This window comes from Amycolatopsis sp. NBC_00355 (genome assembly GCF_036104975.1).
GTDB lineage: Bacteria > Actinomycetota > Actinomycetes > Mycobacteriales > Pseudonocardiaceae > Amycolatopsis.
Window position 1 is genome coordinate 9,472,058 of the sequence record NZ_CP107982.1, and the last position, 24,979, is coordinate 9,497,036.

Genomic DNA, 24,979 nt, shown 5'->3' on the forward strand with positions numbered 1-24,979 from the left:
TATGAAATTCGGGATCTCGACGTTCGTGACCGACGAGGGCATCCGGCCGGACGTGCTGGGCGCCGCCCTGGAGGAGCGCGGCTTCGACTCGCTGTTCCTGGCCGAGCACTCGCACATCCCGGTGAGCCGGGAAAGCCCGTACCCGGCCCCGGGCGGGCTGCCGGAGAAGTACAAGCGCACGCTCGACCCGTTCGTGGCGCTCACCGCGGCCGCCACCACGACGTCGGAGCTGCTGCTCGGCACTGGCATCGCGCTGCTGATCCAGCGTGACGTGATCCACACTGCGAAGGAGGTCGCCTCGCTCGACCTGATCTCCGACGGCCGCGCGCTGTTCGGCGTCGGCGTCGGCTGGAACCGCGAGGAGATGGCCAACCACGGCACCGACCCGAAGACCCGCGGCGCGCTGATCGACGAGCAGCTGGCCGCGCTCAAGGAGATCTGGACGAAGGACGAGGCCGAGTTCCACGGCGAGTACGTGAACTTCGACCCGATCTTCGCCTGGCCCAAGCCGGTGCACAAGCCGCACCCGCCGATCTACATCGGCGGCGAGAGCGAGGCCGCGATCCAGCGGCTGATCAAGTACGGCGACGGCTGGCTGCTGCGCGGGAACCTGCACTTCGACGAGGCCAAGAAGGTGCGCGACCGGCTGAACGCGGCGGGCCGCGAGGACGTCCAGTTCGCCGTCTTCGGCGGCGACACCAAGGCCAAGGTGATCGACGGCTTCCGCGACGCGGGCACCGAGCGCTACACGTTCATGCTGGAAACCATGCCGGAGGCCGAGACGCTCAAGGCGCTCGACGAGCTCGCCGAGGTGGCGGCGGCGCACCGGTGATCGTGGTTCGATGGCGGGAGGGACTCAAGATGAAGGAGCAAGACGCGTGAGTGAAGTGCAAATCGGTCTCGCCGCGGCGCTGGAGCAGTTCTCGCCGCGGGAGTCGATCCGGCTGGCGAAGGCGGCCGAGGAGCAGGGGTTCTCCGGCCAGATGGCGGCCGACCACTTCCAGCCGTGGGTGCCGCAGCAGGGTGAGGCCTCGTTCGTGTGGAGCGTGCTGGCGTCGCTGGCCGAGAACACGACCGGTGACCTCGGCCCGGGTGTGACGTGCCCCTCGTTCCGGCTGCACCCGGCGATGGTCGCGCAGGCCGCGGCCACCCTCGAGGCGACCTACCCGGGGCGCACCTGGCTGGGCATCGGCTCCGGCGAGGCCCTCAACGAGCACATCATCGGCGGCTACTGGCCGGAGGCCCCGGAGCGGGTCCGCCGGATGTTCGAAGCCCTCGAGATCATCCGGAAGCTGTTCACCGGCAAGGACGTCAAGCACTCGGGCGAGTTCTTCAAGCTGCACAACACGCGCTTGTGGACACTGCCCGACGGCCCGCCGCCGCCCGTCTACATCGCCTCCGCGGGGCCGTACACCTCCCGCAAGACCGGCGAGCTGGCCGACGGCCTGATCACGCCCGGCGCGTCCATCGAGAAGCTGGCCGGCATCGTGGACAACTTCAACCAGGGCGCGAAGAAGGCCGGCAAGGACCCGGACTCGATGCCGAAGCTGCTGCAGGTGCACCTGTCGTGGGCCGAGGACGACGAGACGGCCTGGGCCAACGCGCTGGACCAGTGGCCCAACGGCGGTATGAAGTTCCCGAAGGCCGACGTCCGCTCGCCGTTCGACTTCGCGCAGATGGCGAAGCTGGTGCGGCGCGAGGACTTCGAGGGCCGCATGGTCGTGTCGTCGGACCCGGACGTCCACCGCGCGGCACTGCAGAAGTACGTCGACGCCGGCTTCAACCGGATCTACATCCACAACGTGGGCCGCAACCAAGACGAGTTCCTGAGCACCTTCGGCAAGGAAGTCCTGCCGAAGCTCAACGCCTAGCCGTCAGCGGGCGTCCCTGTTCCGGGGACGCCCGCCCGGCCACGGGCCCAGCTCCGGCAGGTCACCGGTGAGGCCGTCCCCGTCGCTCCGGCCGGAGAGCCACGCCGCGAGCGCGCGTGGTGGCCCGGTGACGATCGCGTCGCTCGGCAGGCGTTCCTTGAGGAAGTCGACGGCGTGCTCGCAGAAGCCGCCCGGCCAGTCGGCCGGCGTCGCGGCTTCGACGTCGACGGCATGGATCCAGACTTCGCGCCAGCGTGCGAACACCGTGCTCGACAGCTTCCCGTCGCGGTAGTCCACGGCCTGGTCCCAGTCGGTGACCCGGCTCCACGCGGCTTCCAGCCGCCGCGAGTGCTCACGCAGGGCGCTTCGGTGTTCGTCGGCGGTCCGGCCCGCGGTCGCCTCGATGATGCCGTCGCGGTCGTGCGTCGCCGGGTCGTACAGCGGGATCAGCACCCCGCGCACGGCGTGCTCCACCAGGTCCGCCAGCGCGCGCCCGGCGTCCGTGACGTGAGCCAGGACGTGCCCGCGCGTCCACCCGGGCAACGCCGTGGCCGCGCGGACCTCGGTGTCGGTCAGGCTGTCCAGGGCGCGGAAGAGGTGGCGGTGCGCGTCGGCGACCTCCGCCGTCGGGATCACTTGTCGAGCAGCAGGTGGACCGACAGTTCGAGGCGGTTCGCGACGTCGGCGGCCGACGCGCGGCGGGTCACCCAGGCGACCAGGTTCGCCATCCAGACGTCCGCGACGACGTGGAAGATGTCCCGGTCGGCCTCGGTCGGGTCGGTGATGCCCATCGCCTGGGCGAACATGTTCTCCATCAGCAGGCCGACCTGCTCGACCTCGGCCGCGGCGGAGGTGTCGGCGAACATGAACGCGCGCACCATCGCCTCGGTGAGGTGCGGGTCGCGCTGCATCAGCCGGGTGTTGCGGCCCAGCACGAACATCAGCCGCTCGGCCGGCGTCTCACCGGGGATGGCTTGGCGCTCCAGCTTTTCCTGCGCCCGCTCGAACTCGCGCGCCAGCCCGGAGACGAGCAGGTGGATCTTCGACGGGAAGTACCGGTAGAGCGTGCCGAGGGCGACGTCCGCCTTCTCCGCGACGGCTCGCATCTGGACGGCGTCGTAGCCGCCCTTCGAGGCCAGGGCGAGGGTCGCGTCGATGATCCGGCGACGGCGGTCGCGCTGGGCGGCCGAACCGAGCTCGTCGGCGCCGATCGCGCTCAGCCCGTTACCGCGCGCCTTGGTCGGTGCCTTGGCTTTGCCGGGCATCGGCATCCCCCGTCCTTCGGAACTTGTTCCAGTTCACGACGTAGAGTACCTGTCCTGGCGAAACGTTCAACCAATGACCCACTGGCCGAAAAACTGTAACACGTTCTACACTCGCGAGTAGTGTCCCGTAACCGCGAGGAGACCCGATGCCGGTCGCGCTCACCGACGAACAGGCCGCGCTGGCCGCGGCGATCCACGCCTGGTCCGCCGACCGCCGGCCCCTCGACGCGGTCCGGGCGGCGGAAACCGGGCCACCGGCCGGGATTCCCGCCGGGTTCGCCGATCTCGGCCTGTTCGGCGTCGCGCTGCCGGCCGCCGCCGGCGGGGCCGACGGCGGTATCGCCGATCTCGCCGCCGGGCTCGCCGCGGCGGCCGAGGAACTGGTGCCGGGCCCCGTCCTGAGCACCGCCCTGGGTGGGCTCTTGCTGGCTTCGGTGGCTGAGGCCAAGGAACTGCTCCCGGCGCTCGCCGAAGGCACGGCCACGATCGCGGTGCTGCTGGACGAGCCCGCCGACGGCGTCCTCGTGCCCGGCGCGCACCCGGACTCCTGGCTGCTGGTGCCCTCGGGTGACGGTCACCTCCTGCTCGCCCCGGGCACCCCCGGCGTCACGATCGAGCCGGTGGCGCCGTTCGACTTCTCCCGGCCGCTGGCGCGGGTCCGGGTCGCCGGCGTCTCCGGTGAGCTCCTCACGCTGCCGCCGGTCGCCGACCTGGCCGCGACCCTGGCCGCCGCCGAAGCCGCCGGGGTGGCGCGGCGGACGCTCACCATCGCCGTCGAGTACGCCAAGGTCCGCGAGCAGTTCGGTCAGCCGATCGGGGGATTCCAGGCGATCAAGCACCTGTGCGCCGAGATGCTCTGCCGCGCCGAAGCGGCCGAAGCGCTGGCCTGGGACGCGGCGAACGGGCAGCACCCGCTTTCGGTGGCCAGCGCGGCCGTCGTCGCCCTCGACGCCGCCGTCGCCAACGCCAAGGACTGCGTCCAGGTGCTCGGCGGGATCGGCTTCACCTGGGAGCACGACGCCCACCTCTACCTGCGCCGGGCCGTCGCCCTGCGGCAGTGGCTCGGCGGCAGCGGGCCGTGGCGGCGCCGGGCGGCCGCCCTCACCCTCGACGGGACCGAACGCACCCTCGGCGTCGACGTCGGGGACGACCTTCCGCTGCGTGAAGAGGTCACGCGGATCGCGTCGCTGCCCGAGGCCGGCCAGCGGGTCGCGCTCGCCGACGCGGGGCTGCTGACACCGCACTGGCCGGTGCCCTTCGGCCGCGGCGCCGACGCCGCTCTTCAGCTGCGAATCGACGCTTTCCTGGCCGCCGCCGGCGTTCGCCGTCCGGACCTGGTCATCGGCGCGTGGGCGGTGCCCACCATCCTCGAACACGGCAGCGACGAGCAGCGCGAGCGGTTCGCCCGGCCGACGTTGCGCGGCGAGCTGACGTGGTGCCAGCTGTTCAGCGAGCCCGGCGCCGGCTCCGACCTGGCGTCGCTGCGGACGGCCGCCCGCCGCGTCGACGGCGGCTGGCGGCTGACCGGGCAGAAGGTGTGGACGTCACTCGCCCGCGAAGCCGACTGGGGGATCTGCCTGGCCCGCACCGACCCGGCCGTGCCCAAGCACAAGGGCATCACGTACTTCCTGGTCGACATGCGCGCCGAGGGCATCACCACGCAGCCGTTGCGCGAGATCACCGGCGAGGCCGTGTTCAACGAGGTCTTCCTCGACGACGTCTTCGTGCCCGACGCCGACGTCGTCGGCGAACCCGGCGGCGGCTGGCGGCTGGCGCGCACGACGCTGGCGAACGAGCGCGTGGCCATCGGCGGCGGCTCGGCGGTCGGCGAGAGCGTGCAGCACCTGGTGTCCACAGTGGACGCCTCGGCCCTGGACGACGTCACCCGCGACCGGCTCGGCGAGCTGGTGGCCCAGGGGGTCGCGGGTTCTGTCCTCGACCTGCGCGCGGCCCTTCGCCGGCTCGGCGGCCAAGATCCGGGCGCGGAGTCGAGCGTCCGGAAGCTGCTCGGGGTCCAGCACCGCCAGGACGTCGCGGAGTTCGCCCTGACCCTGGCCGGCCTCGCCGCCCTGGCCGCCGACGGCCCCGCCGCGGCGGCGCACCACGAGTTCCTGATGACCCGCTGCCTCTCGATAGCGGGCGGCACCACCCAAGTCCTCCGGTCCCTGACGGCAGAACGCCTGCTGGGCCTACCCCGCTGACCGAGCCCACCCCCATCACGCGAGCCGACTCTCCAGGTACGCGAACCGACTCTCCAGGTACGCGAACCGACCGTCCGGGTACGGCATTTCGCCGTGTGGGTTGCACAACGAGACGGTGCGAACGGCCCGTTCGTGCCGCCGGACCCGAAACTGTCGGTCCGGTGATCTAGCGTTGCGGGTGTGGAGTTCAGCGCACAGACCCAGGCGACTTACCTTCCCTCGGATCCGCCGAGGGAAGGCGTGCTGGCGCTGTGGGGCGGCGATGTGGCCGGCGGGACCACGATCGAGCTCGTGCTGCCCCGCGGCGGGAAGTTCGCGCGGACGAAGGTCGACGCCGAGCTCGTCCCGCTCGAACGCGCGCTGCCGCGGCTGCTGACGGTGGGGGACGAGGCGAGCCCGGCTGTCGCGGCGTGGTCGGCGGCCGTCAACGCCGGGGTGAACCTCGTCGCGCGGGGGCGGCTGCGGCCGGCCGTCACGGAGGGCGGGGTCGGCGCGTGGCGGATCGGCCCGCTGGACGCCGCGGACGAAGAACTGCTGCGCGGGCTCGCCGGCGCGTTGCCGCCGGAGGCGTACGCGCTGCCGTTGACCGGGCTGAAACGCATCCGGCTGCACTCGCCGGACTCGCTGGTGCGCGCCCTCTGGGACGCGACGGCCGACCTGCTGGTGCGCAGCCCGGCGGCGGCGGTCGGGGCGGGCGACCCGGCCTTCGCGGCGCGGGAACAGGCGCTGCTCGGCCCGGACGGCGCGGCCTGGCTGGCCGAGCTGGAGGAGCGCGAGCCGCGGGGTGCCCAGCTGATCCTGCGGGTGGAGGCGCGCGGTGACGACGCGTTCGCCGGCGTGCTCGCGGTGCGCAGCACGGCCGAGGCGAGCCTGGTGGTCGAGGCGGCGACCCTGTGGGACGCGCCGGACGCGGTGCTGAGCCGGCTCGGCGACCAGGTGGAGACCCAGCTGCTGCTCGGCCTGCGCCGGGGCGCGCGGGCGTGGCCGCCGTTGGGCCGGGTGCTGGCCGAGTCCGCTCCGGCGGAGCTGCCGCTGTCGGACGACGAGGTCGTCGACCTGCTCACCGACGGCAGCCGGGACCTGGGCGGCGCCGGGATCGAGGTGCTCTGGTCGAAGGGCATGTTCGCCGGCGAGGTCAAGGCGAAGGCGAGCGCGACGCAGGCGCCGGCGAGCGTCACGGGGCCGGACTTCGCGCTGCGGACGATGCTGGAGTTCCGCTGGCAGCTCAGCCTGGGCGCCGAGCAGCTGACCGAGGCCGAGGTCACGGCGCTGGCCGAGGCGAAACGGCCGCTGGTCCGGCTGCGGGGTCAATGGGTCCGCGTCGACCCGCAGCTGCTGGCCAAGGTCCGTGGCCGCAGCCGCAAGCTCGACGCGGGCGAGGCGCTGGCGGCGGCCCTCACCGGAGAGCTGGTCCTGGACGGCGAACACGTCGAGTTCGCGGCCCCTTCGGTCCTGGGCGGCCTCGCCGAACGTCTCCGCGATCGCCCGGGCGAGCTGGCGGCCCCGCCGCCAGGCCTGCAGGCGACGCTGCGGCCGTACCAGCAGGCGGGGCTGGCCTGGCTGGCGACGATGACCGGCCTGGGCTTGGGCGCGTGCCTGGCCGACGACATGGGCCTGGGCAAGACGATCCAGCTGATCGCGCTGCACCTGCACCGCCGCGCGCTCACCGGCTCGACGCCGATCGGCGATGTGCCCCCGGAGACCGCCGCTGATGTCCCGCCGGGCGATGAGCCGAAGCCCGGCGGGCCGACTCTCGTGCTCTGCCCGACGTCCCTGCTCGGCAACTGGGAGCGTGAGTTCGCCCGTTTCGCGCCCCACATTCCCGTCCGGCGGTTCCACGGCGGCAGCCGGCACCTCGACGACCTCGCGCCCGACGAAGTCGTCCTGGCCACCTACGGCGTGCTGCGCCGCGACCGGGAAACACTGTCCGAAGTGGACTGGGGGCTGGTCGCCGCGGACGAGGCGCAGCACGTGAAGAACCCGCTGTCGGCCACGGCCAAGGAGCTGCGCAAGGTCCCCGCGCGGGCCAGGGTGGCGCTCACCGGCACGCCGGTGGAGAACCGGCTCACCGAACTGTGGTCCATTGTGGACTGGACGACGCCGGGGCTGCTCGGCCCGCTCGACCGGTTCCGCCGCACCGTGGCACGGCCGATCGAACGCGACCGGGACAAGGCGGTGACCGAGCGGCTCGCCACGACCGTGCGGCCGTTCCTGTTGCGGCGTCGCAAGAGCGATCCGGACATCGCCCCGGAGCTGCCGCCCAAGACCGAGACCGACCGGTTCGTCCCGCTGACCGCCGAGCAGACCACGCTGTACGAGGCCGTGGTGCGGGAGAACCTGGCCGAGATCAAGGCGACGCAGGGCATCCAGCGGCGCGGGCAGGTGCTGCAGCTGCTCACCGAGCTCAAGCAGATCTGCAACCACCCGGCGCAGTTCCTCAAGGAACCGCACGGCGCGCTCACCGGCCGCTCGGGCAAGCTCGCCGCGTTCGAGGAACTGCTCGACGTCATCCTCGACGAGGGCGAGAGCGTGCTCGTGTTCAGCCAGTACGTCCAGCTGTGCAAGCTGCTCCGGCGCCGGCTGGAAGAACGCGGCCTGCCCACCGAGCTGCTCTCCGGCGAGAGCTCGCCGGGACAGCGGCAGGACATGGTCGACCGGTTCCAGGCCGGGGAGATCCCCGTGTTCCTGCTTTCGCTCAAGGCCGGCGGGGTCGGGCTCAACCTGACCAAGGCCACCCACGTGATCCACTACGACCGCTGGTGGAACCCGGCGGTCGAGGACCAGGCCACCGACCGCGCCTACCGGATCGGCCAGGACCGGCCGGTGCAGGTGCACCGGCTGATCGCCGAAGGCACCCTGGAGGAGCGGATCGCCGTCGTGCTCGAGAAGAAGCGCGGCCTCGCCGAGTCGATCGTCGGCGCCGGGGAAGACTGGATCACCGAACTGTCCGACGACGAACTCGCCGACCTGGTGCGGCTCGGGAGCGGGTGATGCCGCCGCGGCGCACCTTCGGCACCACGTGGTGGGGCCGGGCCTGGGTCGACGCGCTGGAGCAGCGCGCGAAGCTCGACCCCAACCGGCTGCCGCGCGGGCGGACGTACGCGCGGAAGGACACGGTCAGCGAGCTGAGTGTCGGCGCCGGGGCGGTGAGCGCCCGGGTGCGCGGCAGCCGGCCGCAGCCCTACCGGGTGACGATCACGATGCGCACCTTCACCGACGGCGAGTGGGACACCCTGCTGGGCGTGGTCGGCACGCGGCTCGGGCACGCGGCGGCGCTGCTCGACGGCGAACTGCCGGGTGCGCTCGCCGAACAGGCCCGGGAGGCGGGCGCCGATCTGCTGCCGGGCCCGGGTGACCTGCGGCCGCGGTGCTCGTGCCCGGACTCGGCGAACCCGTGCAAGCACGTCGCCGCGGTGTACTACCTGGTCGCCGACGAGGTGGACCGCGACCCGTTCGTGCTGTTCCTGCTGCGCGGCCGGCCGCGGGCGGACGTCCTGGCCGAGCTGCGGGCCCGCCGCGCGCCGGCGCGCGGCGAACGGCCGAAGCTGCCCAAGCCCGAGGACCACGGCCTCTCACCGAAAGCCGCCTACGCCCGGCGCCCGGGCGCGATCCCGGCGCTGCCACCCCCGCCGCGCACCGCGGGCCGGCCGGCGGTGCTGGACCTGGACCCGCCGGCCAGCACGGGCTGGACGGCGGCGGGCCTCGCCGCGCTGGCCGCGGACGCGGCATCCCTGGCCCGGGACCTCCTGCTCGGCGGCGCGACGGCCGCGGAGCTGACGTTCGAAGAGGACCTCACCCGCCGCGCGGCCAGCCGCACCGCCCCGGAAGTGGCCGCCCTGGCCGAGGCGGCGGAGGTCCCACCGAGCGACCTGGCCCGCTGGGCAGAGGCCTGGCGAGAAGCCGGCCGCGGCGGCCTGACAGCACTGCGCGAGACATGGCAGCCAGGCCCCGGCCCCCTAGCCGAAGCCCAGGCGGTCTTGGCGGACGCAGGACTCCCCGGCCGACCGAGAATCTGGCGCAACCGCCTCACCCAGGGAGATCTGCAACTTCGCTACGGCCGTGACGCCCGCTGGTACCGCTTCGTGAGATCAGGAACCGAGTGGCGCCTCGACGGCCCACCCTCGGCAAGCCCGGTGGACTTGGCGTACTGACAGAGGGTGGTACGGCGAGTGGGATGGCTCATCGACCGGCCAGGCCACGAGCGGCGCCTCGACGGCCCGCCGCCGGCGAGCCTCGTGGCCACCGGCCGCGGCGGCCCGCCGCCGGCGAGCCTCGTGGCCACCGGCTGCGACCTCCGCGCTCCGGCTAGCCCGCTGGCGATCGTCACTGTCACCGAACCCCAGTCCGCCGCCGTCCTGCGGTCAGCGGCTCGGCGCAGCGCCGGACCCGCACCGGACCCGCACCGGTCTGTCGCCCGCTCCCTGCGCCGTCGCCACCGACCTTCACAACCGGCGCCGAGCCGCGCGGAAAGGCGAACCCTCGCGCGGCTACCGGGCCGCGGCCTTCCACTGCAGATACGTGTGGTCCAGGAACCGAGCCACCCCACGAACCACGTGCGCGCTGCGGACCGAGGTGAACACGTCGAACGCGTGCTGCGCCCCCGCGAGCTCCGCGTACGCCACCGGGTTCGGAGACTTCTCCCGCAGCCGCCGGACGAACTCGCGTGCCTCCCGGACCGGCACCAGGGAATCGTCGCGGCCGTGGATCACGAAAAACGGCGGTGCCTCCGACGAGACCCGGTCGAACGGGGACGCCGCGATGTAGTCGTCCAAGTGGCTCACCGGGTCCCGGTCGGCCGCGAACACCCGCCGCGCCAGCAGGCTCTCCAGGCGGTACTTGCTCGCCGGGGAACCGGAAGTGGCCGCGATGTCGTAGACGCCGTAGTGCGGCGCGCACGCCTGGACGCTCGTGTCGACGTCCTCGAAGCCCGGCTGCAGGGCCGCGTCGTTCTGCGTCAGCGCCAGCAGTGCCGCCAGGTGCCCGCCCGCCGAACCGCCCGTCACCGCCACGAAATCCGGGTCGCCGCCGTACGAGGCGATCTGCGCGCGGATCCACGCGAGCGACCGCTTCGCCGCGACGATGTGCGCCGGCCAGCGGTGGGTCGGCGAAAGCGGGTAGTTGATCGCGACGCACACCCAGCCGCGGCGCGCCAGGTAGCGCATCAGCGGGCGGCCCTGCTCCTCCTTGTTGCCGATCACCCACGCGCCGCCGTGAACCTGCAGCAGCACCGGCGCACCGGTCACCGGTTCCACCGGGCGGTAGACGTCGAGCAGGAATCGCTTGCCGCCCGGGGCGTAGGCGATGTTGCGGTCCACCTTGACGTCCGGCGCGCCCATCCGGAACGGCAGCGCCAGCTCGCCCCACGGCAGGCCCAGGTCGGAGCGGCCCAGCTCTTCGGCGTAGTCGTCGCCGAGGGCTTCCCGAAGCGCCCGCTCGATCTCGTCGCGCGCGCCGTGGCCCGTGCGGATCGACGCGCCCAGCCCCACCGCCGTGGCCGCGGCCAGCGCCAGGCCGGCTTGAGTCGACCGGTCGCGCGCGCCGTGACGCGCCAGGTGGAGCGCCGTGTCCGCGGCCGTCAACGCCAGGAACTGGGGCGCGAGCTCGCTCGTCAGCCACCCGGCGAAGAACGCCGGGATCGACGTCGAACGCGCTCGCAGCGGGCGGAGCGCGTTCGCGGCGAGGCCGAGCTGGACCGCGCGGCGGATCAGGAAGTTCGGCTGCACCTCAGCCATGGTACCGACGAGTAGGGTGACGCGCCGCTCACGGGAAGTGGCTTACGCTGGGCCTCATGCAGAGACTGAGCGGCCTCGACGCGAGCTTCCTCTACCTGGAGACGTCGTCGCAGGTCCTGCACGTCTGCGGCCTGATGACCCTCGACGGCTCGACCGTCCCCGGCGGCTACACCTTCGCGAAGCTCAAACAGCGCCTGGAAGAACGCGTCCGGGTGATCCCGGCATTCCGCCGCAAACTGCACAATCCACTCTGGAACCTCAGTCACCCCGTCTGGGTCGAGGACGAGGACTTCGACCTCGACCACCACGTCCACCGCATCGGCGTGCCCGCCCCCGGCGACCGCGTCGAGCTGGCCGAGCTCTGCGCGCACATCGCGGGCCAGCAGCTCGACCGGGCGTACCCGCTGTGGCAGCTCTACGTCATCGAAGGCCTGGCCGACGGCGAGATCGCGGTGCTGCTGAAGATGCACCACGCGAGCGTCGACGGCGTGAGCGGCGCCAGCCTGATCACCTACCTGGCCGGGGTGGAGCCCGACGCGCCGGCGCCGGAGGTCACCGAGCGGGCCAACGCGAGCGTCCCGGCCGGGTTCGACCTCCTGCGCTCCAGCGTCTTCAACGTCGTGAAGGGCCCGCTGGAAGTCGCGCGGTTGCTGCCGGATCTGCTGGAGCTCGTCCCGCGCTGGCTCGGTAAAGCGTTGCGCGGCAAGGGGATGCCGATCCCGTTCACCGCGCCGCGGACCTCGCTCAACGGCACGATCACCGGCCACCGCAGCGTCGCCTTCGCCCAGCTCGAACTCGACGACGTCAAGCACGTGAAGAACGCTTTCGGGGTCACGGTCAACGACGTCGTGCTCGCGCTCGTCGCCGGCGCGCTGCGGGATTTCCTCGGCGCGCGCGGTGAGCTGCCGGACGACCCGCTGGTCGCGACCGTCCCGGTCTCGGTGCACGACCGGACCGAACGCGAGCACGGCAGCAACAAGGTCTCCGCGTTCTTCGCCTCCCTGCCGACGCATCTGGCCGACCCGGCCGCGCGGGTGTTCTTCCTCGCGGAGGCGAACCGGCTGTCCAAGGACCACCACTACGACATCGACGCCGACATGCTGCAGGACTGGGCGCAGTTCTCCGCGGCGACGGCGTTCGGCATGGCGGTGCGCGCCTACTCGGCGCTGCGGCTGGCCGAAAAGCACCCGGTGGTGCACAACCTGGTCGTCTCCAACGTGCCCGGTCCGCCGATGCCGCTCTACCTGCTCGGCGCGCGGATCACCGGCCTCTACCCGCTCGGGCCGGTCTTCCACGGCGCCGGGCTGAACGTCACCGTGCTGTCCAACGCGGGCAAGGTGCACGTCGGCCTGATCGGCGCGCGCGAGCTGGTCAAGGACCTGTGGCCGCTCGCCGACGCGCTCCCGGACGCAATGGCCGGGCTGCTCAAGGCCGCGCCTGGCGAGGGCTGAGCACCACCACCGGGATCTCCCGCTCGGTCCACGCCTGGTACTTGGCGAAGTCCGCGTACAGCTCGACCAGCCGCGGCCAGAGTCCGGCGCGCTCCTGCGGCCCGGCCACGCGCGCCGTGACGGGGACACCGCGGCGGCCCTTGAGGTGGACGCGGGTTTCGGGGTGCGCGACCAGGTTGAAGTACCACTGCGGGTGCCGCGGCAGCCCGCCCTGGGATCCGACGAGCACGATGTCCTCACCGGAACGCAGGTACAGCAACGGCGTGGTGAACAGCCGGCCCGACTTGCGCCCGCGGTGCTCCAGCAGCAGCGTCGGCACCGGTTTGCGGAAGCCGGCGCCGACCCGCCACTTGGCGCCGACGCGCCCGCCGGTCAGCCGGAAGACCGCGACCTGGGCCTTCGCCCCGTACTTCATCGCCGCCGCGGTGACCGGTGAGTCCAGGCCGCCGGGCTTCTGGTCGGGCAGGCTGAAACGTCCCATCGTGAACTCCTATCGCGCGTGCACTGACGTGACCGCCGCGAGCAGCGCGGGCACGAACCGGGCGGCGGCCAGCACGCAGGCGGCGTGCCCGGCCGGGATCTCGTAGGTCGCCGCGTCCGGGATCCGGCGCGCGAGCGACCGCTGGTGGTCCGGGGCGATGAACCGGTCCCGGGTGGTCACGACGACCGCGGTCGGCAGCCGCAGCGTGTGCAGCCACGGCGTCGAGTCGAACCGGCCGATCTCGTCGAGGGCGACCGCGATCTCCCACGGCGTGGTCGAGCGGAACTCCCGCAGGGCCCACCGGTGGTCTTCGAGCCGGGCGAGCCGCTCGCGGCGCGGCTCGCCGGGGATCGTGCCGAGCCGGATGCGCTCGCGCAGCTGCGTCAGCGTCCGGCCGAAGACGTCGAGGGCGACACGCTGGCGCAGGCCGCGGCGGAAGTTGCTCGCCGTCGAGCACAGCACCAATCCGGTAACACGTTCTGGTTCCGCGTGGGCGACGAGCTGACCGACCATCCCGCCCATCGAGTAGCCGCCGACGGCGAACTGCCCGATGCCCAGCGCGTCGGCGACGGCGGTGACGTCGCCGGCGCAGTCGGTGAGCCGGAACTCCGGCGAGCGGATGCCCTGCCCGTGCCACCGCTGGTCGAACACGACGACCCGGTAGTGCCGCGCCAGCCGCTCGAGGGCCGGGTACCAGGTCAGCAAGCCGGTGCAGGCCACCGAGTGCAGCAGGATCAGCGCGGGAGCGTGCCGCGGGCCGACGTCGGTTACGACGGTCTTGCCGCGGCCGGGCAGGTCGAGCGGGACCGGGTCGGGCACCCCGGCGGTCGGTGGCACGGTGACCAGCCGCCGGGTCGCGCGCCAGCCCGCGCCGCCCGGTTCGATCACCGGCATTCCGCTCCTCCAAGGGGTTGCCGTCCTGCTCGTTTACGGCTAAGACTAGAACAGGTTTCAGTATTGCGCCGATCCGGAGGACAGGCGTGGATTTCACCCTTGACGATACGCAGACGGAGATCGGCGCCCTCACCGCGAAGGTGCTGAGCACCGACGACCCATGGCGCGCGCTCGCCGACGCGGGCCTGCTGGCCCTCGCACTGCCCCCCGAACTGGAGGGCGACGGTTTGGGCGTCGCCGAAGTGGCCCAGGTGCTCACCGAGGCCGGCCGCGTCGCCGCGCCCGTGCCCGCCTACGCCGCACTCGCCCTGGGGGTGCTGCCAGTGGAGACGCTCGGCACGCCCGGGCAGCGCGCGCAGCTGTTGCCGCAGGTCGCGACGGGGGAGGCGCTGCTCACCGCGGCGCTGCACGAACCGTCCGCGCCCCTCGTGACGCAGCCCGCGACGACCACCCGGGCGGGTGACGGCCACTGGCTGCTCAGCGGCGTGAAGACCGCCGTCCCGTACGCCGGCGAGGCCGCCCGGATCCTCACGCCCGTGACGACTCCGAACGGCACCGCCGTCTACCTGGTCGACCCGCACGCCGACGGCGTCACGCTGGTGCGGACCCGCACCTCCGCCGGGACGCCGGAATACACCGTGCGCCTGGACGACGTCGTCGTCGAGGAGTCCGAGCTGCTCGCCGACCGGGGCGCGATCGCGACCCTGCACCGGTTCGCGCTGGCCGGCGCGCTGTGCGTGGGGGACGGCCTGCTGGCCGGCGCGCTCGCGCTGACCGTGAAGCACGTCGGCGAGCGGGCCCAGTTCGGCCGTCCACTCGCGACGTTCCAGGCCGTGGCCGGCCAGATCGCGGACGTCTACGTCGCCGCGCGGACCGTGCACCTGGCCGTGACGTCGGCGGTGTGGCGGCTGGCTTCGGGCCTCGACTCCGGCGCCGAACTGGACGTCGCCGCCTACTGGCTCGCCGAGCAGGCGCCGGTCGCGCTGGCGACCTGCCACCACCTGCACGGCGGCGTCGGCGTCGACGAAAGCTATCCACTGCACCGGTATTCGTCGCAGGTGAAGGATCTCGGCCGGGCGCTCGGCGGCACCGCGCACCGGCTCGGCAGGCTCGGCGAACGAGTGGCGGGGTGAGCGCGATGCACGTCGAACTGACCACGGCGCAACGAGAACTGCGCACCGAGCTGCGTGAGTACTTCGCCGGGCTGATCAGCCCGGAGGAACGCCAGGCGATGCGCCGCGAACGGCACGGGCCGGTGTTCCGCGAGATCGTCGCCCGGATGGGCCGCGACGGCCGGCTCGGCGTCGGCTGGCCCGTCGAGTACGGCGGGCAGGGCTTCGGCGGGATCGAACAGCACCTGTTCGTCGACGAGGCCTCGCGCGCCGACGTCCAGCTGCCGTCGGTGACCCTGCAGACGGTCGGGCCGACCCTGCAGCAGTACGGCACCGACGAACAGAAGTCCTTCTTCCTGCCCAAGATCCTGGCCGGCGAGATCCATTTCGCCATCGGTTACACCGAACCCGAGGCCGGCACGGACCTCGCGGCGCTGCGGACGACGGCGGTGCGCGACGGCGACGAGTACGTCGTCAACGGCCAGAAGATCTTCACCACCGGTGGTCACGACGCCGACTACATCTGGCTCGCCGTGCGGACCGCGCCGGACGCGCCGCGGCACAAGGGCATCTCGATCCTCATCATGGACACGACCGACCCCGGCTACTCGTGGACGCCGATCATCACCTGCGACGGCGCCCACCACGTCAACGCGACGTACTATTCGGACGTCCGCGTGCCGGTGAACCGCTTGGTGGGCAAGGAGAACGAGGGCTGGCGGCTGATCACGACGCAGCTCAACCACGAGCGCGTGATGCTCGGGCCGGCCGGGCGGATCGGCGGCCTGTACGACCGGGTGCGGACCTGGGCCGCCGCGCACGCGCTGCTGGACCTGCCGGACGTCCGCGCCGTGCTGGCGGACGCCTTCGCCGTGACGCGGGTCAACGAGCTGCTGAACTGGCAGGTCGCCGCGTCCTCCGCCAGCGCGCCGGTCGTCGTCGCCGACGCGTCCGCGACCAAGGTGTTCAGCTCCGAGGTCATCCAGCGGATCGGCCGGTCGATGGAGGAGCTCATCGGGCGGCACGGCGACCTGGCCGACCCGGACACCGCGGAGCTGGCGGAATGGCTGGACCTGCAGGCCAAACGCAACATCGTGCTGACGTTCGGCGGTGGGGTCAGCGAGATCCAACGGGAGCTGATCTCCTCGATCGGCCTGGGACTGCCGAGGGTGCCACGATGACCGACAAGATCACCGAAGCAGCACAGGAGATCGCCGCGCGGGGGGAGTGCGCGCCGCGCCTCGCGCGCGACCCAGTCAACCAGGCGATGGTCAACAACTGGACCGAAGCCATCGGCGACACGAACCCGGTGTACGTCGACCCGGAGTTCGCGGCGAAGAGCGTCCACAAGGGAATCGTGGCCCCACCGGCGATGGCCCAGGTGTGGACGATGGGCCGCCTGCACGCCCTCCGCGGCAGCGACGACCCGCTCGGCCTGATGATGGAGCTGCTCGACGAGGCCGGGTTCACCTCCGTCGTCGCGACCAACTCCGAGCAGACGTATCACCGCTACCTGCGCCACGGCGAGCAGGTCGAAGCGCGGACCGCGCTGGAAAGCGTGGTCGGTCCCAAGAAGACCGCGCTGGGCGAAGGCTGGTTCGTCACCACGCGTGTGAGGTGGTACGTCGAGGACGAGCCGGTCGCGGAGATGATGTTCCGGGTGCTCAAGTTCCGCCCGCCCGCGCCGAAACCGCCCCCGGCTCCGGTGCTGCGGCCGGTGATCAGCAAGGACACGGAGTTCTTCTGGGACGGCCTGAAGGCGGGGGAGCTGCGGATCCAGCGCTGGGGCGAGACGCTGCGCCACCCGCCGGGCCCGATGCCGCCGGACGGCGACCTCGACGCCAAGCCGGACTACGTCGTGGCGAGCGGTCGCGGCACGGTGTTCAGCTACGTCGTGCACCACCACCCGCCGGTGCCGGGCAAGGACCTCCCGTTCGTCGTGGCGCTGGTGGAGCTGGCGGAAGGCGTGCGCGTGATGGCCGAACTGCTGGACGCGGCGCCGGAAGAGGTCCACATCGGACTTCCGGTGGAAGCCGCTTTCGTGAAGGTGGACGACGACCTGACCCTGCCCGCCTGGAAGGTGACCCGATGACCGTCGCCGAAGGAACCGAGCTGCCGCCGCTGACGATCGAGGCGACCCCGACGTTCGTGGTCAGCACGGCGCTGGCCACCCGCGACTTCCAGGACGTCCACCACGACCGCGACGCCGCGGTGCGGCGCGGCTCCAAGGACATCTTCCTCAACATCCTCACCGACACCGGCCTGGTCCAGCGGTTCGTGTCGGAGTGGGCCGGCCCGGAGGCGCTGATCCGGTCGATCAAGATCCGGCTCGGCGTGCCGTGTTACGCCTACGACACGCTGACGTTCACCGGCCGCGTGGTCTCGTGCGAAGGCCGCGACGCCGTGGTGGCGGTGTCCGGTGTGGACAGTCTCGGCGAGCACGTCGCCGGGACCGTGGAGGTGACGCTGCCGTGACGCTCTCGGGCAAGGCGGCCATCGCCGGCATCGGCGCGACGGAGTTCTCGAAGGACTCCGGGCGCACCGAACTGCGGCTGGCCGCGGAATGCGTGTCGCACGCACTGGCCGACGCCGGGCTCACACCGTCCGAAGTGGACGGCCTCGTGTCCTTCACCATGGACGGCAACGCGGAGATCGCGCTCGCGCGTGAGCTCGGCATCCCGGAACTCAAGTTCTTCAGCCGCATCCACTACGGCGGCGGCGCGGCGGCGGCGACCGTGCAGCAGGCCGCGATGGCCGTGGCGACCGGCGTCGCCGACGTCGTGGTCGCCTACCGCGCGTTCAACGAACGTTCGGGCATGCGCTTCGGCCAGGTGTCCTCGGCGGCGGCCGGCCAGGTCAACTCGTCCGGTGTGGACAACGCGTTCCACTACCCGATGGGCATCGCGACCCCGGCCGCGACGGTCGCCATGGTCGCGCGGCGGTACCTGCACGACTACGGCGCGACGAGCGAGGACTTCGGCCGCATCGCGGTGCTCGACCGCAAGCACGCGGCGACCAACCCGAACGCCTGGTTCCACGGCCGGCCGATCACCCTCGAGGAGCACCAGGGATCGCGCTGGGTCGCGGAGCCGCTGCACCTGCTCGACTGCTGCCAGGAGAGTGACGGCGGGGTCGCGCTGGTCGTCACCAGTGTCGAACGCGCCCGGGACCTGGCCCGCCCGCCGGCGGTCATCGCCGCGGCGGCGCAGGGGAGCGGGCCGGACCAGTACGTGATGACCAGCTACTACCGCGACGACCTGGCCGCACTGCCGGAGATGGGCGTCGTGGGCCGGCAGCTGTGGGCCCAGTCGGGGCTCGGACCGTCCGATGTGGACGTCGCGGTGCTGTACGACCACTTCACGCCGTACGTCCTGATGCAGCTGGAGGAGCTGGGCTTCTGCGGCCGCGGCGAGGCGAAGGACTTCATCGCCGGCGGCGCGCTGGAACTCGACGGCACACTGCCGCTCAACCCGCACGGCGGCCAGCTCGGCGAGGCCTACATCCACGGCATGAACGGCATCGCGGAGGGTGTCCGGCAGCTGCGCGGGGACGCCGCCAACCAGGTGCGGGACGTGTCCCGGGTGCTGGTCACGGCGGGCACCGGGGTGCCGACGAGCGGGCTCGTCCTCACGAGTGACTGACGGTCCCCCTTGTGGGTCAACGGGCTTCACCTCTTTGACGGCTGGTGTGGGTGCGCTCCGGATGTCACGGTGGAGGGACTGTCCGCGACGCAGAGTGAGGCCGCCATGCGTGCACCCGCCGAGCCGCCGGCCGTCCCCTGATGGCCGGCGTGGACTGGGCGCTCACCGTGGTCTTCGCCGTGCTGGCGCTGCCCTGCGTGCTGCGGCTCGTCCGGCTCGACTACGTCCGCCTCGGTCAGGGGGTCCGCAACGGCGACCTGGCCGAGCTGCTGCTGGTCGTCGCGATGGTGGCGATGCTCTCGCCGGTCGGTGGCCCGATCCCGGCGGCCGGCTGGCAGGCGGTCCTGGTGCTGACGGCGGGCTGGTTCGCGCTCGCCTGGTGGCGCGGGCGCCAGTCCGGCTGCGCGCACCACGCGCTGTCCGCGGCGGCGATGCTCTACATGGTCACGGCGATGCCGCACGAAGGCATGGCCCACGGCCCCTGGCTGACGATGTCCACAATGGACACCAGGCTGGCGGTGCCGGTGCTCGCGGTGGCCGCGGCGGCCTACTTCGTCTTCGACGCGGCACGCACCGGCGTGGCCATGGTGCGCGGCCCCGCGGCGGCGGTGTCCGGGCACACTTCGCGCGCGGCCTGCCGCGTGGTGATGGGCGCCGGGATGGGCTACCTGCTCCTGGCCGCGGCCTGGTGACTAGCCGGTGACACGCCGGACCTCGCCGAGCGGGCTGTCCCCGGGTTCGGGCAGCGACGCGGCGGGGTGCTCGGCGGTCCACTGCGTCGCGACGGCGATGTCGTTCTTGAGCGCGGTGATGAGGTCCTCGGCGGAGGCGTAGGCCTGCTGGTCGCGCAGGTGGGCGCCGAGCCAGACGACGAGGGTCTCGTCGTAGAGGTCGCCGGTGAACTCCAGCAGGTGCGCTTCGAGCAGCCGGTAGCCGTCGGCCCCGTAGTAGGTCGGCCGCCGCCCCACGGACACGGCCGCCGCGACGCGGGTGCCGTCCCCGCGCTGCACCCAGCCCGCCCACACACCGTCGCCGACGGACCCGTCCTGGTCACGGAGAGCGATGTTGGCCGTGGGAAAGCCCAGCTCCCGGCCGCGCTGATCGCCGTGCTCGACCGTGCCCCGCACCACGAAGTATTCCGGCATCGTGTCCCGTCCTCCCGAGGTCGCTCCCCGTCCACGGTAGCGCGCGCCCGGGAGGGCGATCACCCCGTGGACGGGGGTGACGCGGCCCACGCTCCGGTCGTCGTGAGTGGTTAGGGCGGTTCTAACCGCCCTAACCACTCACGACAAGCCGCGGCAGACCCGCTAGGTGAACGTCAGGACCGTGTCCGCCAGTACCGGCGCGTCCTCCCGGTCCACGGCCGACGCGCTCACCAGCAGCCGGTCGTCGCCGCGCCACACCCTGATCCGCAGGGTCTCGCCCGGGAACACCACGCCGGCGAACTTGGTCGCGAACGAGCCCACCCGCGACACGTCGCCGTCGAGGAACTCGTTGATCAGGACGCGCGCCACCACGCCGTAGGTGCACAGCCCGTGCAGGATCGGGCGCGGGAAGCCCGCCGCCGCGGCGAACGACGGGTCCGCGTGCAGCGGGTTGCGGTCGCCGCACAGGCGGTACAGCAACGCCTGCTGCGGCAACGTCGGCGTCTCGATGACGACGTCCGGGTCCCGCGTAGGCCAGTCGATGCGGTCCGAGGGGCCTCGCGAGCCGCCGAAACCGCCTTCGCCGCGGGCGAAGATGCTCGACCGGGCCGTCCACAGAGGACTGCCGTCGGCCGAGGTGACGTCGACCTCCTGGATGATCACGGCCGCCTTGCCCTTGTCGTGGACGTCCGCGACCCGGGACCGGGCCACCGCCTTGCCCTCGACCGGGATCGGCCGGTGCAGGGTGATCTCCTGCTTGCCGTGCAGCACCTTCGCCAGGTCGACCTCGACGCCCGGGAACGACACCGCCGGCGGTTCGAACACGCGCAGGTTGGCCGCGACCGTCGCGAACGTCGGGACGACGACCAGGTCACGCTCGTAGGTGTAGCGCAGTTCGTCCGGGCCCGCGCCCAGCGCCAGGTGGTAGAGCAGCACGTCCGACGACGTCCAGGCGAAGCTCACTTCGCCGATTTCGGCACCGATGGCGACGGCCGGGTCGATGGGCACGGGTGCTCCTATTCGTAGCTGATCGAGACGTCGTCGGTGACCGGCAGCGACTGGCAGGCGAGCACGATGCCGTCGGCGAGGTCCTCGGCGTCGAGGACCTCGTTGTGCAGCATCTTCACCTCACCCGTCACGATCCGGCACGCGCACGCACTGCATTGTCCCTCGCGGCACGAATACGGCGCGTCGAGTCCCGCGTCGAGGAGGTGGTCCAGCAGCTTGCGGCGCCGCGGCCACGCCATCGACCGCGTCTCGCCGTCGAGCGTCACGGTCAACGACGCCGGAGCCTCGTTCGAGTCCGAGACCGGCTCTTCCTCGACGACCGCTTCGAACGGGTTCCCCGACAACGACGTGAACTTCTCGACGTGCACCCGGTCCCGCGGCACGCCGAGCTGCCCGAGCGCCTCTTTCACGGCCGCCATGAACGGCGCCGGGCCGCACAGGAACGCCTCGTGCGACGTATACGCGGAAGCGAGGCCGTGCAGCTGCGGCACGTCCGGCAGGCCCTGCACGCTCTCCAGCCAGTGGACGACGACCAGCCGGTCACCGTAGCGTTTGGCCAGTGAGGCCAGTTCGCCGGCGAAGATCACCGACGCCTCGTCGCGGTTCGCGTAGACCAGCACGACCCGCCCGGAACCCTGTTCCAGCGCCGTCTTCAGGATCGCCATCACCGGCGTGATCCCGCTGCCCGCGGCGAACAGCAGGAAGTCTTCGTCCACAGAGGACGGCGTGAACACCCCGGCCGGCGCCAGCACGTCCAGGGTCATCCCGGCCCGCAGCTCGTCGCAGATCCAGCTCGACCCGTACCCGCCGTCGGTGCGTTTGACCGTCACCTGCACGCGGTTCTCGTGTGGTGCGCTCGACAACGAATAGCACCGCGCGACCGAGCCGGTCCGCTCGCTGGGGATCCGCAGCGTCAGGAACTGCCCCGCCGAATACGTGAACGCCGACGCGTGCTCGCCGGGGATCTCGAACACCACCGAGCGCGCGTCCGGCGTCTCGACGACGACGTCGGCGACCGTCAGGGTGTAGACCCGCTCAGCCATCCGCGACCGCCAGCGTGCCTTCACGCACCGCGTCGTCGATGCTGTCCGAGAGCTTCGGGCAGGTGTCGAGCAACGCGGTCGGGCCCTCGGCGTCGGCGAACACCGGGCAGCTCTCGGCCGCGTTCGTCATCCACTGGATGCTGGTGTGGTTGATGCTGTTCTTCTTCACCAGCACGCGGGTCCCGCAGGCGCGGCACTCGTGCGGCCGCAGCCCGCCGGTCAGGAACTCGACGGTCTCCGGAGTGGTCACACCTCGGCCTCCGCCTTCTGCCTGGCCAGGTTTTCCGCCACCTCGGCCGCCCACGCCTCGTTCGCCTTCGACGTGTCCACTTCGAACTCGAAGCGCCGGGTCATGTCCTCGGTGACGTCGGCGGCGTCGACGTAGAACTGCTGGTACCAGCGGCGAAGCTGGTAGACCGGACCGTCCTCTTCGCACAGCAGCGGGTTCTCGATCTGCGTCTTGTGCTTCCAGATCTCGACGTCCTGCAGGAACCCGGCGCCGATGCCCTTGGCCAGCTTCGCCGCGATCTTGTCGGCGTGCTCGTCCGAAAGCCCGTCCTGCTTCTTGACCTTCATGCCGTACTGCAGCACGAACGACGTCGGCGACACGGGGTAGTGGCAGTTGATCAGCACGCTCTGGATCTCGTACCCCTGGAAGGAGTTCACCAGGTCGTTGATCATGTAGGACGGCCCGAAGTACGACGCCTCCGACCGCAGCAGGTTGTCCTCGCCGCCGTAGTTGGACGCCATGCCCATGTCCGGGCGGCCCTTGGTGTTCAGGTACTGGGTCGCGATGTGACCTTCGAAGACGTTCTTGAAATAGGTCGGGTAGGCGTAGTGGATGTAGAAGAAGTGCGCCATGTCCACGACGTTGTCGATGATCTCCCGGCAGTTGGACCCGTCGATGAAGATCGAGTCCCACGTCCAGTTGCTCCACTCGGAGCTGTAGGCCGCCTCGATCCGCGGGATCGCCAGCTCGGCCGGCGGCGGATTGCCTTCCGGGTCGTGCCACACGAACAGCTGGCCGTTCTGCTCCAGCGTCTGCCACGAGCGCGTTCGCGCGCGCAGCGGAACCCTCTTGCCGTAGGGGATCGCGACGCACTTGCCCGTGCCGTTCCAGCGCCAGTCGTGGAACGGGCAGGCGATCTCGTCGCCCTTGACCGTGCCCTGGGTGAGGTCGCCGCCCATGTGCCGGCAGTAGCCGTCGAGCACGTGCAGGTCGCTCTTCGAGTCCGCGAACACCACCAGCTTGGTGCCGAACGCGGTGATGGCGTGCGGTTTCCCGTCGCGGAGGCGCTCGGCCAGCCCCAGGCAGTGCCAGCCCCGGGCGAACCGGGTCGGTGGCTCACCGGCGTAGATGGTGCGTACCGATTCCTGCGTCATCGCTGCCCTCCCGTGGTCCTCTGATCTTCGTTCGCCAGCCGCGTCGCCGCAAGGTAGCCGAACACCATGGCGGGGCCGATGGTCGCGCCCGGTCCGGCGTACGTGCGGCCCATCACGGCCGCGCTGACGTTGCCCGCGGCGAACAGGCCCGGCACGACCGAGCCGTCCTCGCGCAGGACCTGGGCGTGTTCGTCGGTCCGCAGCCCGCCCTTGGTGCCGAGGTCGCCGGGCACGATCTTCACCGCGTAGTACGGCGCCTTGTCGAGCGGGCCGAGGCTGGGGTTGGGTTTGTTGCGCGGGTCGCCGTAGTAGTGGTCGTAGGTGCTGAGCCCGCGCTGGAAGTCTTCGTCGACGCCCTTGTGCGCGAAGCCGTTGAAGCGCTCGATCGTGGCTTCCAGCGCATCCGCCGGGACGTCGATCTTCCCGGCCAGCCCGGCCAGCGACGACGACTTGACCGCGATCCCGGCCTTGAACCAGCGGCCGGGCAGCGGCTGGCGCGGCCCGACGCCGGTGAACATGTACCGGTCCTTGTAGCGCTGGTCGAACACCAGCCAGGTCGGGATGTGCTCGCCGGGGCCGTCGCCCTCGCCGTACATCGCGTGCACGGCCTCGACGTAGGGCGCCGACTCGTTGACGAACCGCTGCCCGCGCCCGTCGACCATGACGCACCGCGGCCGCGAGCGCTCGGCCAGCGCGAACCACGGGCCACCGGTGAGCGGCAGGGTCGGGCCCCACCAGGCGTCGTCCATCAGGTCGAGGGCCGCGCCGAGCTTGAGGCCGGCGGTGATGCCGTCGCCGGTGTTGGCGGCCGCGCCGACGGTCCAGTCGGTGCCGATCGGGGCGCGCTGGTACTTCTCGCGCATCTCGAGGTTCTGCTCGAAGCCACCGCTGGCGAGGATCACGCCGCGGCGGGCCGCGATGACTCCTTGCGCGGTGACCACCCCGGTGACCCGGTCGCCTTCGACCTGCAGGTCGACCAGCGCCGTGTTGAGCCGGACCTCGACGTTCGCCCTGGTCAGGCCGATCCGCAGGCCGGCCGCAAGCGCTTGCCCCATGGCCAGGAGGTGCTGCCGCCGGAGCCGGCCGGCCAGCCACTGCCTGCCGAGCGACAGCAGCCGGACGACGCCGCGGGGGTGGCGGGCCAGCAGGCTGAGCCAGCGGTAGTCGGCCTGGGTGATGGGCACGCCGAGCGGGGGAGCGCTGTAGGGCGGTTCGAGGTGCGCCAGGTCGTTGCCGAGCAGGTGGCCGTCGAGCGCGACGGGCTCGACCGACCGGCCGCCGGGCCGCCCGCCGGGCGCCTCGGGGTGGTAGTCGCTGTAGTCGCGGACCCAGCGGAACTCCAGCGGGGTGTGGTCGCAGACGAACCGCAGCACCTCGGGCCCGTGGGCGAGGAACGTGTCGCGCCGGACGGCCGGGACGACGTCCCCGACGATCGAGGCGAGGTACTCGCGCGCCCGCTCGGGCGGCTCGTCGATCCCGGCGGCGCGCAACGCGTGGTTGCCCGGCAGCCAGACCCCGCCGCCGGAGCGTGCGGTCGAGCCGCCGAAGCAGGCCGCTTTCTCCAGGAGGACGACGCTCAGGCCGCCGTGAGCCGCGGCCAGCGCGGCGGTCATCCCGGCAGCGCCGCTGCCGACCACGACGACGTCGAACTGCTCCGTCATGCCACCTCACCTATAACGTGTTCCACAAGACAAGTATCCAGTTGAGGGTCGCTTTCGGCCACCATAGACGAGAACGTGTTTCAGTTCTAGG

At 72.0% G+C, this 24,979-nt stretch carries 23 protein-coding genes; 12 read left to right on the forward strand and 11 right to left on the reverse strand.

Features of this window, described 5'->3' with window-relative positions:
- Window position 1: 1 nt before the first annotated feature.
- Entirely contained in the window at window positions 2–832 is an 831-nt protein-coding gene (locus tag OHS18_RS44080; RefSeq protein WP_328614799.1) for an LLM class F420-dependent oxidoreductase, read from the forward strand.
- 46 nt (window positions 833–878) lie between these two features.
- Window positions 879–1,871: a TIGR03557 family F420-dependent LLM class oxidoreductase gene (locus OHS18_RS44085; RefSeq protein WP_328442550.1), complete on the forward strand. Its 993-nt coding sequence runs from the start codon at window positions 879–881 to the stop codon at window positions 1,869–1,871.
- Between the two features lie 3 nt (window positions 1,872–1,874).
- Here OHS18_RS44085 and OHS18_RS44090 read toward each other — a convergent pair whose 3' ends face one another.
- Both OHS18_RS44090 and kstR read right to left on the reverse strand, forming a co-directional pair.
- On the reverse strand, window positions 1,875–2,507 hold the full coding sequence (locus OHS18_RS44090; protein WP_328614800.1) for a maleylpyruvate isomerase family mycothiol-dependent enzyme: 633 nt from the start codon (window positions 2,505–2,507) through the stop codon (window positions 1,875–1,877).
- Complete coding sequence (gene kstR, locus OHS18_RS44095; RefSeq protein ID WP_328442546.1) at window positions 2,504–3,142, reverse strand: cholesterol catabolism transcriptional regulator KstR; 639 nt, start codon at window positions 3,140–3,142, stop codon at window positions 2,504–2,506. Before kstR ends, OHS18_RS44090 begins: the two co-directional genes overlap by 4 nt.
- Before the next feature lie 140 nt (window positions 3,143–3,282).
- On the opposite strand from kstR, the gene OHS18_RS44100 reads away from it, so the two are divergent.
- The 3 genes from OHS18_RS44100 (at window position 3,283) to OHS18_RS44110 (ending at window position 9,488) form a co-directional block, all read left to right on the forward strand.
- Complete coding sequence (locus OHS18_RS44100) at window positions 3,283–5,337, forward strand: acyl-CoA dehydrogenase family protein (protein WP_328614801.1); 2,055 nt, start codon at window positions 3,283–3,285, stop codon at window positions 5,335–5,337.
- A 180-nt stretch (window positions 5,338–5,517) separates the two neighbouring features.
- On the forward strand, window positions 5,518–8,328 hold the full coding sequence (locus OHS18_RS44105) for a DEAD/DEAH box helicase (protein WP_328614802.1): 2,811 nt from the start codon (window positions 5,518–5,520) through the stop codon (window positions 8,326–8,328).
- A complete protein-coding gene (locus tag OHS18_RS44110; RefSeq protein ID WP_328614803.1) occupies window positions 8,328–9,488 on the forward strand; it encodes an SWIM zinc finger family protein in 1,161 nt (386 codons plus the stop codon). The genes OHS18_RS44105 and OHS18_RS44110 overlap by 1 nt, the downstream gene beginning before the upstream one ends.
- A 336-nt stretch (window positions 9,489–9,824) precedes the next feature.
- Here the strand turns inward: OHS18_RS44110 and OHS18_RS44115 are convergent, their stop codons facing one another.
- Window positions 9,825–11,060, reverse strand: coding sequence for an alpha/beta hydrolase (locus OHS18_RS44115; RefSeq protein WP_328442538.1), 1,236 nt, complete (start codon window positions 11,058–11,060; stop codon window positions 9,825–9,827).
- A 65-nt stretch (window positions 11,061–11,125) separates the two neighbouring features.
- Between OHS18_RS44115 and OHS18_RS44120 the strand changes: the two genes are divergently transcribed.
- The gene (locus OHS18_RS44120; RefSeq protein ID WP_328614804.1) at window positions 11,126–12,520 is read left to right on the forward strand and encodes a WS/DGAT/MGAT family O-acyltransferase; all 1,395 of its coding nucleotides are present in this window, start codon (window positions 11,126–11,128) and stop codon (window positions 12,518–12,520) included.
- Here OHS18_RS44120 and OHS18_RS44125 read toward each other — a convergent pair.
- Both OHS18_RS44125 and OHS18_RS44130 read right to left on the reverse strand, forming a co-directional pair.
- Window positions 12,495–13,001: a nitroreductase family deazaflavin-dependent oxidoreductase gene (locus OHS18_RS44125; RefSeq protein WP_328614805.1), complete on the reverse strand. Its 507-nt coding sequence runs from the start codon at window positions 12,999–13,001 to the stop codon at window positions 12,495–12,497. The two genes, OHS18_RS44120 and OHS18_RS44125, sit on opposite strands and share 26 nt — an antisense overlap.
- A 9-nt stretch (window positions 13,002–13,010) precedes the next feature.
- The gene (locus tag OHS18_RS44130) at window positions 13,011–13,895 is read right to left on the reverse strand and encodes an alpha/beta fold hydrolase (RefSeq protein WP_328614806.1); all 885 of its coding nucleotides are present in this window, start codon (window positions 13,893–13,895) and stop codon (window positions 13,011–13,013) included.
- Window positions 13,896–13,981: 86 nt separating this feature from the next.
- Between OHS18_RS44130 and OHS18_RS44135 the strand changes: the two genes are divergently transcribed.
- From OHS18_RS44135 to OHS18_RS44160, 6 genes are all read left to right on the forward strand, one after another.
- Window positions 13,982–15,028, forward strand: a complete 1,047-nt coding sequence (locus OHS18_RS44135) for an acyl-CoA dehydrogenase family protein (protein ID WP_328614807.1) — start codon at window positions 13,982–13,984, stop codon at window positions 15,026–15,028.
- 5 nt (window positions 15,029–15,033) lie between these two features.
- Window positions 15,034–16,188 carry an acyl-CoA dehydrogenase family protein gene (locus tag OHS18_RS44140; RefSeq protein WP_328442527.1) on the forward strand — a complete coding sequence of 385 codons (1,155 nt, stop codon included), beginning with the start codon at window positions 15,034–15,036 and terminating at the stop codon, window positions 16,186–16,188.
- The gene (locus OHS18_RS44145; RefSeq protein WP_328614808.1) at window positions 16,185–17,099 is read left to right on the forward strand and encodes a bifunctional MaoC family dehydratase N-terminal/OB-fold nucleic acid binding domain-containing protein; all 915 of its coding nucleotides are present in this window, start codon (window positions 16,185–16,187) and stop codon (window positions 17,097–17,099) included. Before OHS18_RS44140 ends, OHS18_RS44145 begins: the two co-directional genes overlap by 4 nt.
- A complete protein-coding gene (locus OHS18_RS44150; protein WP_328614809.1) occupies window positions 17,096–17,482 on the forward strand; it encodes a MaoC family dehydratase in 387 nt (128 codons plus the stop codon). The genes OHS18_RS44145 and OHS18_RS44150 overlap by 4 nt, the downstream gene beginning before the upstream one ends.
- A complete protein-coding gene (locus OHS18_RS44155) occupies window positions 17,479–18,648 on the forward strand; it encodes a lipid-transfer protein (RefSeq protein ID WP_328614810.1) in 1,170 nt (389 codons plus the stop codon). The genes OHS18_RS44150 and OHS18_RS44155 overlap by 4 nt, the downstream gene beginning before the upstream one ends.
- 140 nt (window positions 18,649–18,788) lie before the next feature.
- Entirely contained in the window at window positions 18,789–19,340 is a 552-nt protein-coding gene (locus OHS18_RS44160) for a DUF5134 domain-containing protein (RefSeq protein ID WP_328614811.1), read from the forward strand.
- Here the strand turns inward: OHS18_RS44160 and OHS18_RS44165 are convergent, their stop codons facing one another.
- The 6 genes from OHS18_RS44165 to kstD all read right to left on the reverse strand — a co-directional run bounded on the left by OHS18_RS44165 (window position 19,341) and on the right by kstD (window position 24,888).
- Window positions 19,341–19,793, reverse strand: coding sequence for a riboflavin kinase (locus OHS18_RS44165; protein ID WP_328614812.1), 453 nt, complete (start codon window positions 19,791–19,793; stop codon window positions 19,341–19,343). It lies immediately after the preceding gene.
- Between the two features lie 162 nt (window positions 19,794–19,955).
- The gene (locus OHS18_RS44170; protein WP_328442515.1) at window positions 19,956–20,801 is read right to left on the reverse strand and encodes a MaoC/PaaZ C-terminal domain-containing protein; all 846 of its coding nucleotides are present in this window, start codon (window positions 20,799–20,801) and stop codon (window positions 19,956–19,958) included.
- Between the two features lie 8 nt (window positions 20,802–20,809).
- On the reverse strand, window positions 20,810–21,844 hold the full coding sequence (locus OHS18_RS44175; protein ID WP_328614813.1) for a ferredoxin--NADP reductase: 1,035 nt from the start codon (window positions 21,842–21,844) through the stop codon (window positions 20,810–20,812).
- A complete protein-coding gene (locus OHS18_RS44180) occupies window positions 21,837–22,094 on the reverse strand; it encodes a hypothetical protein (RefSeq protein ID WP_328442511.1) in 258 nt (85 codons plus the stop codon). Before OHS18_RS44180 ends, OHS18_RS44175 begins: the two co-directional genes overlap by 8 nt.
- Complete coding sequence (locus OHS18_RS44185) at window positions 22,091–23,227, reverse strand: Rieske 2Fe-2S domain-containing protein (RefSeq protein WP_328614814.1); 1,137 nt, start codon at window positions 23,225–23,227, stop codon at window positions 22,091–22,093. The genes OHS18_RS44180 and OHS18_RS44185 overlap by 4 nt, the downstream gene beginning before the upstream one ends.
- Complete coding sequence (kstD, locus tag OHS18_RS44190) at window positions 23,224–24,888, reverse strand: 3-oxosteroid 1-dehydrogenase (RefSeq protein ID WP_328614815.1); 1,665 nt, start codon at window positions 24,886–24,888, stop codon at window positions 23,224–23,226. Before kstD ends, OHS18_RS44185 begins: the two co-directional genes overlap by 4 nt.
- Window positions 24,889–24,979: the final 91 nt, after the last annotated feature.

Coding starts and splice junctions, on each gene's coding strand:
- OHS18_RS44145 (WP_328614808.1), top strand. CDS start 16,185: ATGACCGACAAGATCACCGAAGCAGCACAGGAGATCGCCGCGCGGGGG.
- OHS18_RS44130 (WP_328614806.1), bottom strand. CDS start 13,895: ATGCCGGTGATCGAACCGGGCGGCGCGGGCTGGCGCGCGACCCGGCGG.
- OHS18_RS44140 (WP_328442527.1), top strand. CDS start 15,034: ATGCACGTCGAACTGACCACGGCGCAACGAGAACTGCGCACCGAGCTG.
- OHS18_RS44150 (WP_328614809.1), top strand. CDS start 17,096: ATGACCGTCGCCGAAGGAACCGAGCTGCCGCCGCTGACGATCGAGGCG.
- kstR (WP_328442546.1), bottom strand. CDS start 3,142: ATGCCGATGCCCGGCAAAGCCAAGGCACCGACCAAGGCGCGCGGTAAC.
- OHS18_RS44100 (WP_328614801.1), top strand. CDS start 3,283: ATGCCGGTCGCGCTCACCGACGAACAGGCCGCGCTGGCCGCGGCGATC.
- OHS18_RS44120 (WP_328614804.1), top strand. CDS start 11,126: ATGCAGAGACTGAGCGGCCTCGACGCGAGCTTCCTCTACCTGGAGACG.
- OHS18_RS44185 (WP_328614814.1), bottom strand. CDS start 23,227: ATGACGCAGGAATCGGTACGCACCATCTACGCCGGTGAGCCACCGACC.
- OHS18_RS44110 (WP_328614803.1), top strand. CDS start 8,328: ATGCCGCCGCGGCGCACCTTCGGCACCACGTGGTGGGGCCGGGCCTGG.
- OHS18_RS44160 (WP_328614811.1), top strand. CDS start 18,789: ATGGCCGGCGTGGACTGGGCGCTCACCGTGGTCTTCGCCGTGCTGGCG.
- OHS18_RS44125 (WP_328614805.1), bottom strand. CDS start 13,001: ATGGGACGTTTCAGCCTGCCCGACCAGAAGCCCGGCGGCCTGGACTCA.
- OHS18_RS44175 (WP_328614813.1), bottom strand. CDS start 21,844: ATGGCTGAGCGGGTCTACACCCTGACGGTCGCCGACGTCGTCGTCGAG.
- kstD (WP_328614815.1), bottom strand. CDS start 24,888: ATGACGGAGCAGTTCGACGTCGTCGTGGTCGGCAGCGGCGCTGCCGGG.
- OHS18_RS44165 (WP_328614812.1), bottom strand. CDS start 19,793: ATGCCGGAATACTTCGTGGTGCGGGGCACGGTCGAGCACGGCGATCAG.
- OHS18_RS44080 (WP_328614799.1), top strand. CDS start 2: ATGAAATTCGGGATCTCGACGTTCGTGACCGACGAGGGCATCCGGCCG.